General features: G+C 67.0%; 13 protein-coding genes. 7 read left to right on the top strand and 6 right to left on the bottom strand.

Annotated features, from left to right (window positions below; all coding sequences use genetic code 11):
- Window positions 1–4 precede the first annotated feature (4 nt).
- On the top strand, window positions 5–2692 hold the full coding sequence (metH, locus tag INQ40_RS07460) for a methionine synthase (protein ID WP_194339918.1): 2688 nt from the start codon (window positions 5–7) through the stop codon (window positions 2690–2692).
- A 295-nt stretch (window positions 2693–2987) separates the two neighbouring features.
- Here metH and INQ40_RS07465 read toward each other — a convergent pair whose 3' ends face one another.
- The 5 genes from INQ40_RS07465 to INQ40_RS07485 form a co-directional block, all read right to left on the bottom strand.
- Window positions 2988–3662 carry a DUF2058 family protein gene (locus tag INQ40_RS07465; protein WP_194339920.1) on the bottom strand — a complete coding sequence of 225 codons (675 nt, stop codon included), beginning with the start codon at window positions 3660–3662 and terminating at the stop codon, window positions 2988–2990.
- Between the two features lie 42 nt (window positions 3663–3704).
- Entirely contained in the window at window positions 3705–3944 is a 240-nt protein-coding gene (locus tag INQ40_RS07470; RefSeq protein WP_194339922.1) for a SlyX family protein, read from the bottom strand.
- Window positions 3941–5302, bottom strand: coding sequence for a UDP-glucose/GDP-mannose dehydrogenase family protein (locus INQ40_RS07475; protein WP_194339924.1), 1362 nt, complete (start codon window positions 5300–5302; stop codon window positions 3941–3943). Before INQ40_RS07475 ends, INQ40_RS07470 begins: the two co-directional genes overlap by 4 nt.
- Before the next feature lie 57 nt (window positions 5303–5359).
- Entirely contained in the window at window positions 5360–6139 is a 780-nt protein-coding gene (locus INQ40_RS07480; RefSeq protein WP_194339926.1) for an FKBP-type peptidyl-prolyl cis-trans isomerase, read from the bottom strand.
- 112 nt (window positions 6140–6251) lie between these two features.
- Window positions 6252–7241: an FKBP-type peptidyl-prolyl cis-trans isomerase gene (locus INQ40_RS07485; protein WP_193983429.1), complete on the bottom strand. Its 990-nt coding sequence runs from the start codon at window positions 7239–7241 to the stop codon at window positions 6252–6254.
- 156 nt (window positions 7242–7397) lie between these two features.
- On the opposite strand from INQ40_RS07485, the gene INQ40_RS07490 reads away from it, so the two are divergent.
- The 5 genes from INQ40_RS07490 (at window position 7398) to INQ40_RS07510 (ending at window position 10673) form a co-directional block, all read left to right on the top strand.
- Window positions 7398–7655 carry a hypothetical protein gene (locus INQ40_RS07490; protein ID WP_194339928.1) on the top strand — a complete coding sequence of 86 codons (258 nt, stop codon included), beginning with the start codon at window positions 7398–7400 and terminating at the stop codon, window positions 7653–7655.
- Between the two features lie 4 nt (window positions 7656–7659).
- Window positions 7660–8031, top strand: a complete 372-nt coding sequence (locus INQ40_RS07495; RefSeq protein WP_193983433.1) for a GntR family transcriptional regulator — start codon at window positions 7660–7662, stop codon at window positions 8029–8031.
- Window positions 8031–8918: an ABC transporter ATP-binding protein gene (locus INQ40_RS07500; protein WP_194339930.1), complete on the top strand. Its 888-nt coding sequence runs from the start codon at window positions 8031–8033 to the stop codon at window positions 8916–8918. The genes INQ40_RS07495 and INQ40_RS07500 overlap by 1 nt, the downstream gene beginning before the upstream one ends.
- Window positions 8915–9970, top strand: a complete 1056-nt coding sequence (locus INQ40_RS07505; protein ID WP_194339932.1) for an ABC-2 transporter permease — start codon at window positions 8915–8917, stop codon at window positions 9968–9970. The genes INQ40_RS07500 and INQ40_RS07505 overlap by 4 nt, the downstream gene beginning before the upstream one ends.
- 76 nt (window positions 9971–10046) lie before the next feature.
- Window positions 10047–10673 (top strand): hypothetical protein, encoded by a 627-nt coding sequence (locus INQ40_RS07510; RefSeq protein WP_194339934.1) that lies wholly within the window; start codon window positions 10047–10049, stop codon window positions 10671–10673.
- On the opposite strand, the gene INQ40_RS07515 is transcribed toward INQ40_RS07510, so the two are convergent.
- The gene (locus INQ40_RS07515; protein ID WP_194339936.1) at window positions 10657–12069 is read right to left on the bottom strand and encodes a class II fumarate hydratase; all 1413 of its coding nucleotides are present in this window, start codon (window positions 12067–12069) and stop codon (window positions 10657–10659) included. The two genes, INQ40_RS07510 and INQ40_RS07515, sit on opposite strands and share 17 nt — an antisense overlap.
- Window positions 12070–12176: 107 nt before the next feature.
- Here INQ40_RS07515 and purB point away from each other — a divergent pair, with 107 nt between their 5' ends.
- Window positions 12177–13553 (top strand): adenylosuccinate lyase, encoded by a 1377-nt coding sequence (purB, locus tag INQ40_RS07520; protein WP_194342473.1) that lies wholly within the window; start codon window positions 12177–12179, stop codon window positions 13551–13553.
- The last annotated feature ends 14 nt before the right edge of the window (window positions 13554–13567 follow it).

Here is a 13567-nt window from a genome sequence, read left to right on the forward strand (position 1 = left end):
AACGATGAGCGCCCTCCCCCGCTACACCCGCCTCAGCGGCCTTGAGCCGCTGGTCATCAGCCCGGAAAGCAACTTCGTCAACGTCGGCGAGCGGACCAACGTCACCGGCAGCGCGCAGTTCAAGAAGCTCATCAAGGACGACCGTTACGACGAGGCGGTTGCCGTCGCCCGGCAACAGGTCGAGAACGGCGCGCAGGTGCTCGACGTCAACATGGACGAGGGCCTGCTCGACTCCGAGCAGGCGATGGTGAAATACCTGAACCTGATCGCCGCCGAGCCGGACATCGCGCGGATCCCGGTGATGGTCGACAGCTCCAGGTGGAGCGTGATCGAAGCCGGCCTGAAATGCCTGCAGGGCAAGGGCATCGTCAACTCGATCTCGATGAAGGAAGGCGAGGAGGAATTCCTGCGCCAGGCGCGGCTGGTCCGCCGCTATGGCGCCGCCGTGGTGGTCATGGCGTTCGACGAGATCGGCCAGGCCGACACCGTCGAGCGCAAGGTCGAGATCTGCGCGCGCGCCTACAAACTGCTGACCGAGGAGATCGGCTTCCCGCCCGAGGACATCATCTTCGATCCCAACGTGTTCGCCATCGCGACCGGCATCGAGGAGCACAACGATTACGCGGTGGCCTTCATCAAGGCGACGGCTGAAATCCGCCGGCGGTTCCCGCATTGCCACATCTCCGGCGGGGTCTCCAACGTCAGCTTCGCGTTCCGCGGCAACGAGCTGGTCCGCCAGGCGATCCACGTCGTGTTCCTGTACCACGCGATCAAGGCCGGCATGGACATGGGCATCGTCAACGCCGGTGCGCTGCCGCTGTACGACACCCTGGACCCGAAGCTGCGCGAGGCGGTCGAGGACGTGGTGCTCAACCGCAACCCCGAGGCCACCGAGACGCTGCTGGAACTGGCTGAAAGCTACCGCGGGCGCAAGGGCGAGAAGAAGCTCGAGGACCTGACCTGGCGCGAGCAGCCGGTCAGTGCCCGCCTGAGCCATTCGCTGGTGCAGGGGATCGACCAGTGGATCGTCGAGGACACCGAGCAGGCCCGGCTGGATGCAGCCCGGCCCCTGGACGTGATCGAGGGCGCGCTGATGGACGGCATGAACGTCGTCGGTGACCTGTTCGGCGCCGGCAAGATGTTCCTGCCGCAGGTGGTCAAGTCGGCGCGGGTGATGAAGAAGGCCGTGGCCCACCTGCTGCCCTTCATCGAGGCGGAGAAGCTGCGCACCGGCGATACCGGCAAGACCAACGGCAAGATCGTCATGGCCACGGTCAAGGGCGACGTCCACGACATCGGCAAGAACATCGTCGGCGTGGTGCTGGCCTGCAACAACTTCGAGGTGATCGACCTGGGCGTGATGGTGCCCTCGCAGGTGATCCTGGACCGCGCGATCGCCGAGAACGCCGACATGATCGGGCTGTCAGGGCTGATCACGCCGTCACTGGAGGAGATGGGCCACGTTGCCCGCGAGATGCAGCGCCAGGGCTTCACCATGCCCTTGCTGATCGGCGGCGCGACCACGTCGCGCGCGCACACGGCGCTGAAGATCGATCCGTTCTACAAGCCGGCAACGGTATGGGTGAAGGACGCCTCGCGCGCGGTCGGCGTCGCCCAGAACCTGCTCAGCGTCGAGCTGCGCGATGCCTTCGTGGCCGCCAACGCGTCCGACTACGCGCAGATCCGCGAGCGCCACCGCACCCGCGGCAGCGGCAAGCGGCTGGTGTCGCTGGAACACGCGCGCGGCAACCGCTTCGAGGGCGGCTGGGACGAGTACGAACCGCCGGCGCCGCTGCAGCCGGGCCTGCACGTGTTCGACGACTATCCGCTGGACGAACTGGTGGAGCTGATCGACTGGACGCCGTTCTTCCAGGCCTGGGAGCTGGCCGGACGCTACCCGGCGATCCTGACCGACGAGGTCGTCGGTGCCTCGGCCAGCGACCTGTTCCGGGACGCCCAGGCGATGCTCAAGCGTATCGTCGACGAGAAGTGGCTGACCGCCAAGGGCGTGTTCGCGCTGTGGCCGGCCAACAGCGATGGCGACGATGTCATCGCCCAGGTCGATGGCCGCGCCGAGCGGATCCACTTCCTGCGCCAGCAGGCGGACAAACCGCCGGAGCGGCCCAACCTGTGCCTGGCCGATTTCGTCGCGCCCCGTGACAGCGGACGCCAGGACTGGATCGGTGCATTCGCCGTGACCGCCGGGCTGGGCATCGAGCCCCACGTGCAGCGCTACGAGGCCGACCACGACGACTACAACGCCATCCTGCTGAAAGCCCTGGCCGACCGCCTGGCCGAGACCCTGGCCGAGCGCGTGCACCAGCGGGTGCGCACCGAATTCTGGGGTTACGCGGCTGATGAGTCGTTCGATACGGACGCGCTCATCGACGAGAAGTACCGCGGCATCCGGCCTGCGCCCGGCTATCCGGCATGCCCGGAACACAGCGAGAAGGCGACGATCTTCCGCCTGCTCGATCCGGCCAAAAACGCCGGCATGCAGCTGACCGAAAACTTCGCCATGACGCCCGCCGCGGCGGTGTCGGGCTACTACTTGAGCCATCCGCGCAGCCAGTATTTCGTGGTCGGCCGCGTGACGCGCGAGCAGGTCATGGATTATGCCGCGCGCAAGGGGTTGACCTTGGCCCAGGGCGAGCGACTGCTGGCGTCCAACCTCGACTACGACCCGGAATAGGGCTTTCTTCGCGACCTGCAGGCCTTCGCGGCGAATGTCCCCCGGCACCCTTCTGCGGCGGGCGCCTCCTCCTTTATTTCGCCGCGAAAGCCTGCAGGTCGCTTCGGTGCGTCCGGATCGCCGAGCCTGCGCTTCGACCAATCACCCGATGCTGGAAGAACGGGAGCGGAGGCCTTGGGGTGTGAAATAAAGGAGGAGGCACCGGCTTCATCGGTGCCGGGGGACATTCACACCCCAAGGCCTCTGCTCCCGGCGCTCCCGGCGCTCGCGGCGCTCCGGCGCTCCGGCGCAAAGATCACCAGACCAGATCGTCAGGCACCTGGTACTGCGGGTCCGCGTAAGGGTCGTCGGCCGCCGGGGCGTCCGGGTCGACCCTCAGCGCGACTGCCGGGGCGAACACCCGCTCGGCCTCGGCCAGCAACGCCGCATCGACCAGCAGGTAACGGCCGTCGGTCTGCAGCACGCCCAACTCGCCGGCATTGAGCGCTTTGAGCTGCTCGGCGGTGACGTGGATGCGCTTGATCTTGCCGCCGTACTCGAAATGCCGGGCGATGTCCGCGTCGGGGGAATTCAGCGCCTTGCCCTGCACGAGCTGGGTCAGTTTTGCGCGCGCTTCGCGCCGCTCGCGGGCGGCATCCTGCTTGGCCTTTTCCGCCGCGATGCGCTCGTCCTTCTCGCGCTGGGCGCGGATCGCGTAGGCCTTCGCCAGGTCGATGTCCTCGCGCGAGCGCGCCGGGTTGCGGGGCGGACGCGCCTGTGCTGGTGCACCGGGGCGCTGCCGCTTGTCGGATGGTTTGGCGGCCCGGCCTTGCGCCGCCGGATTTCCCCGCTTCTCTGCGCCGCGCCCTGCCCCGGCATTGCCGCCTTTGCGCTCCGGGCTGCCATCGCGCTTCTTCGCGGGACGGCGCTCGGGCTCCGGCGCAGGCTTGAAGCCAAGGCCCATCAACTGGTTGCGCAGGGTGTCATTCATGGTGTTCTTCAGCAGACAGGGGACGGCAGATGGGTCGCGCGCTCAATAATGCGGCGGTGGGGGCTCACCCGCCGGATCGGCGGAATGCGGACTTGCCGCGACCGACAGGCGCAGCTGGCGCAGGTCTTCCAGGGCGCGGTGCAGCAGCAACGCGTTGCGCGCTTCCTCGTCGCGGGCGGCGGCCAGCGCATCACTGAGCTCGCCCAGATGATGCTCCTGGAACGAGAGCCGGGTTTCCAGGTCGATCAGGCGCTGCTCGAGGCTGGGATCGGAACCGCTCATGCGATCACTCCAGGCGGCCCGGAACGCGTCAACGAGCGACCGCGACCGATGCCGTAGTAGGCGATGCCGGCTTCTTCGAGTTCGTCGGGATCGTAGAGATTGCGCCCGTCGAAGATCACCGCATCGGCCAACGCACTCCTTATGCGCCCGAAATCGGGGCTGCGGAACTGTTTCCACTCGGTGATCAGGATCAACGCGTCGGCGCCTTCCAGCGCGTCGTACTCCGAATCGCACAGCACCAGATCGCTGCGCTCGCCAAAGATGCGCTGCGCCTCGCTGGACGCCTCCGGATCAAACGCGCGCACCTGCGCGCCGGCGGCCCACAGCTGCTCCAGCAGGCGCCGGCTGGGGGCGGCGCGCATGTCGTCGGTATTGGGCTTGAACGCCAGTCCCCACAGGGCGAACGTCTTGCCGGCGAGGGTGTCGCCGTAATGGCGCTGGACCAGTTCAAACAGGTGCTCCTTCTGGCGCTCGTTGACCGCCTCCACCGCATCCAGCAGTCGCGGCTGCAGGCCGTGCTGGTGCGCGGTGCGGGCAAGTGCCTGGACGTCCTTGGGAAAACACGAGCCGCCATAGCCGGCGCCGGGGTAGATGAACTGCCAGCCGATGCGCGGATCCGAACCGATGCCCTGGCGGACCATTTCCACGTCCGCGCCGACACGTTCGGCAATGGTCGCGATCTCGTTCATGAAACTGATCTTGGTCGCCAGCATCGCGTTGGCAGCGTACTTGGTCAGCTCGGCCGAACGCACGTCCATCACCACGAAGCGCTCGCGGCTGCGCACGAAGGGCGCGTAGAGGCGACGCATCTTCTCGGACGCCTCGGCGTTGTCGGTCCCGATGACGATGCGGTCCGGACGCATGAAGTCGTTGACCGCATCGCCTTCCTTGAGGAACTCGGGGTTGGATACGACGGTAAAGTCGATCCCGGCGCCACGCCGCGCGAGCTCATCGGCGATGGTCGCGCGCACCTTGTCGGCCGTACCCACGGGCACCGTCGACTTGTCGACCACCAGCGTCGGCTCCTCCAGGTGCTGACCGATCGTCCTGGCCACCGCGAGCACGTACTGCAGGTCGGCGCTGCCGTCCTCGTCGGGCGGCGTGCCGACGGCGATGAAGACCACCTCGGCGTGGGCAATGGCGTGTACCGGATCGCTGGTGAAGTGCAGGCGCCCGGCGTCGTGGTTGGCGCGCACCATCGGCGCCAGACCCGGCTCGAAGATCGACACCTCGCCCCGCTTCAGCCCATCGACCTTGGCCTGGTCGATGTCCACGCAGATCACCTCATGGCCGACTTCCGCCAGGCAGGTGCCGGTGACCAGTCCGACATAGCCGGTACCGAAAATACTGACGCGCATGGTGTTTCTCCTGTCCCGCCCGCGGGAAGACCGACCCGACGACGGGGTGCGGAGCGGTTATTCGCCCGCGCTGTCCTTGACGATGTCGAGCAGCTCGACTTCGAAAACGAGGACCGCGTTCGGACCGATCGCGCTGCCGGGCGGGCCGACTTCGCCGTAACCCAGCTCGGACGGGATCCAGAAGCGGTACTTGCTGCCCACCGGCATCAGCACGATGCCTTCCTGCCAACCGGGAACCACCTGCTGCAGCGGAAGGTCGGTCGGCTCACCGCGGTCATAGGAGCTGTCGAAGGTCTCGCCGTCCAGCAACGTGCCCTTGTAGTGGACGCGGACCATGTCATCCACGGTCGGCTTGAGGCCCTTGCCCTCCTCCAGCACCTGGTACTGCAGGCCCGAATCGGTCACCACGACGCCCGGCTTTTTCGCGTTCTCCGCCAGGAATGCCTCGCCTTCGGCCTTGTTCGCATTACCGATGGCGGCGGCCTCGGCGGCGCGCTTGGCCTGCAGCTTCTGGCCGAACGCCTCGGCCACCTGCGCGGCCTGCTCGTCGGTCATCAGCGACTCGCCGCCGTCCAGTTCGATCTTGATCGCCTTGGCCAGCGTGTCCACGTCGACCTCGTCCTTGACCTGCTCCAGCGCCTTGGCCAGGTCCAGGCCGATCATGTAGCTGACCTGTTCCTTCTCGGTGGCCAGGCCCTTGATCTTCAGCGGCTGGCCCTGCGCAGCGGTGGCGTCGGCGGCGTCGGTTTTTGGCGCGGTCTTGTCATCGGACTGGCAGGCCACCAGCGCGAGCGCCATGGACGCGGCAAGCAGCGCGGTACGGGGGAAATGGATCATGGAATCTGGACTCCTTGGGGCAAGACGCCCCGGTACGGGACCGGGGCGTTGGCAGTGGAAGGAAGGATACGCGGCCGCACCCGGGCTTGGGCCCGCAGGCGCAGCCGCCGCCTTACTTGATGATCGCCTGCAGCTCGACATCGAACTCCAGCGTCGCGTTCGGCCCGATCGGGCCGCCCGGGGTGCCCTTGCTGCCGTAGGCCAGGCTGCCCGGAATCCAGAACCGGTACTTGGCGCCGACCGGCATCAGGCCCAGCCCTTCCGTCCAGCCTGCAATGACCTGGTTGAGGCCGAACTCGGTCGGCTCGCCGCGCTTGTAGGAACTGTCGAACACCGTGCCGTCCAGCAGCTTGCCCTCGTAGTGGACGCGCACCCGGTCCGACGGCAGCGGCCGCTCGCCCGAGCCCTGGCGCAACACCATGTACTGCAGGCCCGAAGCGGTGGAGAACACGCCCTTCTTCTGCTTGTTCTCGGCCAGGAACTTCTCGCCTTCGCTGCGGTTGGCCTCGCCCTGCACCTTGGCCTGGGCTGCCATCTCGCCCTGCTGCTTCTCCGCCTGGCCCTGCATCTTCTGCGAGAAGCTGTCGCGGACGGCGTTGAGCTGGTCATCGCTCAGGGCCAGCTTGTCGCCGGCAAACGTGGCGCGCACGCCCTGCAGCAGTTCCGGCAGGTCCAGCTCGCCCTTGATGGGCGCCAGGTTGCGGCCGACATCGGCGCCCACCAGGTAGGCGACCTTCTGCTTGTCGACCTCGGGAATCCTGGCGTCGGCGGGCGCCTTTCCGGCCCGTGACGCGATGCGCATCATCAGGGCCTGGCCGACCTGCTGCACTTCGCCCTCGGCGATCAACGGCGGCTGACCGTTGAAGGCATTGCTGATGGCCCGCTCGAAAGCGGCCAGGTCCATGTCCGGCGCGGCGGGGGTGATGGAACGGGCGATGTCATGGCCAACCATGTAGCTGACCTTGGCGCGATCGGTGGTGAGCAAATTCTTCTCCTGGGCTGGAGCGTTCTGCGCGGCGGCAGCAACGGGAAGCGCCACCGTGGCACCCAGCAGCGAGACGGTGGTGAACAACACGGCACTGCCGCGCACGAAAGCCTTCATCCGGATTGCTCCATTGGGTCGCCGGGGTGGCGGCGAAAACGCCTATTGTCGCGGTCGCGGCGCCGTGGGGCAATCACGGCACAAAACTGTTGACTGCACGTGTTTCGGTGTTATAGTCGCATACAACACCGACTGACCCATTGCGGGGACGACGCCATGAACCGGAAGCTCAACAATTCGTTGTCTGCCCTGGCCATCACCGGTGCGGTACTGGTGAGCACCGTGGTGTTCGGCTTGAGCCCACTGGGAGTCCAGCCTGCCACGGATCGCCTCGCTTCGACGGCCACAGCCGGCCCGGCCAGTGCCCGCACCGGCGAATCACCGGACGCACGCAGCTCCGGTTCGACCGACGGAAACGCCCACTTCCGGCAGGCACTCCTGATGCCCTACTTCTCATTTGTTCCACGGGGATAACCCAATGACCGCAGTCCAATGGAGTGATGGCGCTCCGATCTATCGGCAACTGAAGGAGCGTGTCGTGGCACTGATGCTCGATGGCGAGCTCAAGCCCGGCGACGCGCTGCCTTCGGTCCGCCAGGTCGCCGCCGACTATCAGCTCAATCCGATCACCGTCTCTCGCGCCTACCAGGAACTGGTGGACGAGTCACTTGTCGAAAAACGCAGGGGTCTTGGTATGTACATGACTGAAGGAGCAGCCGAAAAACTCCTGGCAAGCGAGCGCGACCGGTTCCTGACCGAGGAATGGCCGTTGGTGCTGGAACGCATCACCCGCCTGGGCCTGAACCTGGAACAGCTGGTAACTCCCGATCCGACCAAGGCAGGTGCCTGATGAACGCCCCCCTCGCCACCACCCCGGTAACCGTGGTCAACGCGCGCAACCTGCGCAAGGTCTACAAAAAAGGCAGGCCGGCTCTGGACGGCGCCAGCTTCCAGATTCCGGCGGGCCGGATCGTCGGTCTGATCGGTCCCAACGGCGCCGGCAAGACCACCGCGCTGAAGGCCATGCTCGGCCTGATCCCGTTTGAGGGCGAGATGACCGTCCTCGGCCGCGATCCGCGCAGCGCCCGCGACGAGCTGATGCGCGACGTGTGCTTCATCGCCGACGTCGCGGTGCTGCCGCGCTGGATCCGGGTGCAGGAAGCGATCGAGTTCGTCGCCGGCGTGCACCCGCGCTTTGACCGCGCGCGCTGCGACCGCTTCCTCAAGGGCACCAAGCTGACGCCGAAGATGCGCGTGCGCGAACTGTCCAAGGGCATGATCGTGCAGCTCCACCTCGCCCTGGTCATGGCCATCGACGCCAAGCTGCTGGTGCTGGACGAGCCCACCCTGGGCCTGGACATCCTCTACCGCAAGCAGTTCTACCAGCGGTTGCTGGAGGATTACTTCGACGAGGAGAAGACCATCCTCATCACCACGCACCAGGTGGAGGAGATCGAGCACATCCTCACCGATGTCATGTTCATCAACGACGGGCGGATCGTGATGGAAAGCGCGATGGACGACGTGGGCGAGCGCTTCACCGAAGTGCTGGTCAACCCGGACCGGGCCGAAGCGGCCCGCGCGCTGGAACCCGTCCACCTGCGCTCGATGCCGTTCGGCAAGACCGTGATGCTGTTTGACGGCACGCCGCGCGAGCAGCTCGCCGCCTTCGGCGAGATCCGCACGCCGGGCCTGGCCGACCTGTTTGTCGCCACCATGCAAGGGACCTACGAATGAACGCCGCCGACTCCTCCCTGCCGACCACCGCGCGCAGCTTTGCGCCGGTCCATTCCACCCACACCTTCAAGATGCTGCTCAAGCGCGAGTATTGGGAGCACCGGGGCGGCTTTTTGTGGGCGCCGCTGATCGCCGGCGCGATCTCCCTGGTGCTGACGGCGGTGGCATTCATCTTCGCCGAGGTCGCCGCGCGCCGCGCGATCAGCAGCGGCCAGCTCAGGATCGACGGCGAGGTGATCGTCAACGGCCTCGACCTGGGCGCCCTGACTCGCACGCTGGATGCGGACAAGATGCAGCAGCTGGCGCACGGCATCGACCTGTCGTTGGTGATGGCCGCGTTCTGGCCGTTCGTGGTGCTTGCCTTCGTGGTGTTCTTCTACTGCCTGGGTTCGCTGTACGACGACCGCAAGGACCGCAGCGTGATGTTCTGGAAGTCGCTGCCGGTGTCGGACGCGCAGACCGTGCTGTCCAAGCTGGCCAGTGCCGCCCTGGTCGCACCCGCCGTCGCGGTGGTGATCGCCCTGCTGACCATGGGCAGCTACATGCTGCTGCTCAGCGGCATGGTGATGATCCACGGCGGCAACCCGGTCGAGCTGCTGTGGGGTCCGGCCAGTCCGATGAGGCTTGCGGCCGGCCTGGTAGCCTCTATCCCCGTGTTTGCCCTGTGGGGACTGCCGACCTTCGGCTGGCTGATGCTGTGCTCGGCATGGGCACGGACCAAACCCTTCCTGTGGGCCCTGATGGTGCCGCTGCTGGCCGGCATCGCGGTCAGCTGGTTCAAGGTGATGGAGCTGTTCGACCTCGATGCTGGATGGTTCTGGTCGAACATCGTTGGCCGCATGCTGCTCGGTACGGTGTCGGGAACCCAGCTGCTGCATGCACCGGGGCAAGCCCAGGGTGGCAGCGAAGGCCTGCAGGACGTGCTGGCCCACCTGTCGACCAGCAACATTCTGGCCAGCCTGGCACTGCCGTCGCTGTGGATTGGCGCGCTGGCCGGCGCGGCAATGATCCTTGTCGCGATCCGCCTGCGCCGCTGGCGCGACGAAGGCTGATACCGGGCGCAGGGCCGCACAACCGCCCGGCGCGTTGCCTGTCCCCTGAACCACCTTCCTTTTCCTGGAGCAGACCATGACCGTCCGACCTCTCTCCCGCGCTCTGCTGCTGGCCTTGTGCCTCCTCCCGCTCGCTGCATGCTCCGGCCCGACCCAGTCGTCGGACGGCACGCTGGCCACCGGCCTGAACGCCGTCGCAGGCAAGATCGCCAATGCCTCCGACAAGGTGCGCGAGGAAATCCGCACCGGCGATATCGATCTCTCCAGCGATGACAAGACGGCGCCCAAGGCCGTGATCACGCCGCAGGGCGAGCTGCTCATCGACGGCAGGAAGGTCGCGACCAATCCGGCCCAGCAGGCGCTGTTGCGGGACTATCGCCGGCAGCTCGAGGAGATCGCCCAGGCCGGCGCCGACATCGGGCTCAAGGGCGCGGGCGTGGCGATGACGGCGGTCGGCGAGGCACTCAAGGGTGCGTTCAGCGGGGCCAGCGAGGCCGAAATCGAGCGTTCCATCGAAGCCCAGGCCAGCGGACTCAAGGAGGACGCCGGCAAGCTGTGCGACCGCCTGCCGGCGTTCATCGCCACCCAGGACAGGCTGGCGGCCGCATTGCCCGAGTTCGCGCCCTACGCCAACGCCGACGCGGATGACGTCGCCGACTGCCGTTCCGACACCACGGGGGCGAGCGTTACCTCGGACCCGTAGCCGAGCCGCGCGGCACGCCACCACGCGTCAGCGCGACCGGATCCAGCAGGCGGGCGAGCTCATCTTCCGCCATGCCGGTGAGCTCGACAGCGACTTCCAGGACCGGGCGCTGTTGCGCGTAGGCCTGCTTGGCGATCGCCGCGGCCTTCTCGTAGCCGATCACCGGGTTCAGCGCGGTCACCAGGATCGGATTGCGCTGCAACGCCCCGGCGACCACGTCCTGGCGGACCTTGAGGCCGGCGATGACCTTGTCGGCGAGCAGGCGCATCGAATTGGCCAGCAGGTTGATCGAATCCAGCAGGTTGGACGCGATCAGCGGCAGCATCACGTTGAGTTGGAAATTGCCGCTCTGGCCGGCAACGGTAATCGCCGCGTTGTGGCCCATGACCTGGGCGCACACCATCGCCACCGCCTCGGGCAGCACCGGGTTGACCTTGCCCGGCATGATCGAGCTGCCAGGCTGCAACTCGGGCAGCTCCACCTCGCCCAGGCCGGCCAGCGGCCCGGAGTTCATCCAGCGCAGGTCGTTGGCGATCTTCATCAGGGCCACCGCGAGCACGTTCAACTGGCCCGACAGCTCCACCGCGTCGTCCTGCGAGGCCAGCCCTTCGAACTTGTTTTCAGCGGCCTCGAACTTCGAGCCGGCCAGTGACGACAGCGCTTTGGCCATCGCCTTGTCGAAGCGCGGGTCGGCATTGATGCCGGTGCCGATGGCCGTGCCGCCGATGGGCAGCCGGCGCAGCCGCTTCAGGCAGTCCTCGATACGCGCTTGCGCCGAGGCAAGCTGGGCCGACCACGCACCGAATTCCTGGCCGAAGGTCAGCGGCATCGCGTCCATCAGGTGCGTGCGGCCGGTCTTGGTCACCTTGTCCAGCGACTTGGCCCGGCGGTCGATGACCCGGCGCAGGTGCTTGATCGCCGGCAGCAGGGTGTCCACCGTCGCCAGCTGGGCGGACACGCGCAGGGCGGTCGGCACCACGTCGTTGGAGCTCTGGCCCAGGTTGACATCGTCATTGGGATGCACGGGCTTGCTGCGGGCCGCGCGCGAGGCCAGCGTGGCGATCACCTCGTTGGCATTCATGTTGCTGGAGGTGCCGGAGCCGGTCTGGAAGATGTCGACCGGAAACTGCGCGTCGTGGGTGCCATCGGCCACCGCCATCGCGGCCTTCCGGATCGCTGCGGCACGGCCTTTGGGCAGCAGCCCAAGGTCGGCATTGACGGTTGCGGCCGCGGCCTTGGCCAGTCCCAGCGCGCGGATGAACCCGCGCGGCATCGGCCGACCGGACACCGGAAAGTTGTCGACCGCGCGCTGGGTCTGCGCGCCCCACAGCGCGTCGGCGGGCACCTGCAACTCGCCCATGCTGTCGTGCTCGGTGCGGAAATCCTGCTTGGCCATGGCGTGCTCCTGCGTAATGGTGGCAATCGCCTGAGGATACGCCGCGGCCGCCGCCGGCGCGGCGGGCTCGCGCTAGAATGCCCAGCCCCCTGCCAACCTCGCCTGCCATGCCCGCCAACGACGAATCCCGGTTGCTCGCCCTGTCTCCGCTCGATGGCCGCTACGCCGGCAAGGTCGACGCGCTGCGACTGATATTCTCCGAGTTCGGGCTGATCAAGGCCCGGGTCAGGGTCGAGGTCGAGTGGCTGCTGGCGCTGGCCAACGAGCCGGCGATCGAGGAACTGGCGCCGTTCTCGGCCGCCGCCACCGCGCGCCTGCGCCAACTGGCCGACGGCCTGTCGGTGGCGGATGCAGCGCGGGTCAAGGAGATCGAGCGCACCACCAACCACGACGTCAAGGCGGTGGAATACCTGATCAAGGAGCGCCTCACCGACGACGCCGAGCTCGGCCCGGCGCTGGAATTCGTGCACTTCGCCTGCACCTCCGAGGACATCAACAACCTGAGCTACTCGCTGATGCTCAACGAGGCGCGCAACACCGTGATGGTGCCGCGGCTGGACGAGCTGATCGAGCAACTGCGAGCCATGGCGCACCGGTACGCCGCGCTGCCGATGCTCTCGCGCACCCACGGGCAGACCGCCTCGCCGACCACGGTCGGCAAGGAAATCGCCAACGTGGTCGCCCGCCTGCAGCGCCAGCGCCAAACCCTGGTGGATGCGCCCACGCCGGGCAAGATCAATGGGGCGGTGGGCAACTACAACGCTCACCTCGCCGCCTACCCGGATATCGACTGGCCGGCGTTCTCGGAGAAGTTCGTCACCTCGCTCGGCCTGGCCTGGCAGCCCTACACCACCCAGATCGAGCCGCACGACGGCATCGCCGAGCTGTGCGACGCGCAGAAGCGCATCGACACCATTGCCATTGACCTGTGCCGCGACATCTGGGGCTACATCTCGCTGGGCTACTTCAAGCAGTCGGTCAAGGCCGGCGAAGTCGGCAGCTCGACCATGCCGCACAAGGTCAACCCGATCGACTTCGAGAACGCCGAGGGCAATTTCGGCATCGCCAACGCGCTGTTTGAACACTTCGCCATCAAGCTTCCGATCAGCCGCTGGCAGCGCGACCTGACGGACTCCACTGTGCTGCGCGCGCTGGGTACCGCGTTCGGTCATGCGCTGATCGGCCTGGATGCCTTGATGCGCGGACTGGGCAAGCTCTCCGCCAACGAAGAGCGCCTGGCCGCCGACCTGGACGCGTCCTGGGAAGTGCTCGCCGAGGCGGTGCAAACCGTGATGCGTCGCCATGGCCTGCCCAATCCGTACGAGCAGCTGAAGGCGCTGACGCGTGGCCACGGCATCAACGAGACCTCGATGCGCGAGTTCATCGCATCTCTGGATTTACCCGACGGTGACAGGCAGCAGTTGCTTGCTCTGACGCCCGGACGCTATACCGGAATGGCGCAAATGCTCGCCTCGCGAATCTGACCACTTCAATGAGG

The organism is Lysobacter sp. H21R4, from assembly GCF_015277535.1.
Classification (GTDB): Bacteria; Pseudomonadota; Gammaproteobacteria; order Xanthomonadales; family Xanthomonadaceae; genus Novilysobacter; species Novilysobacter ciconiae.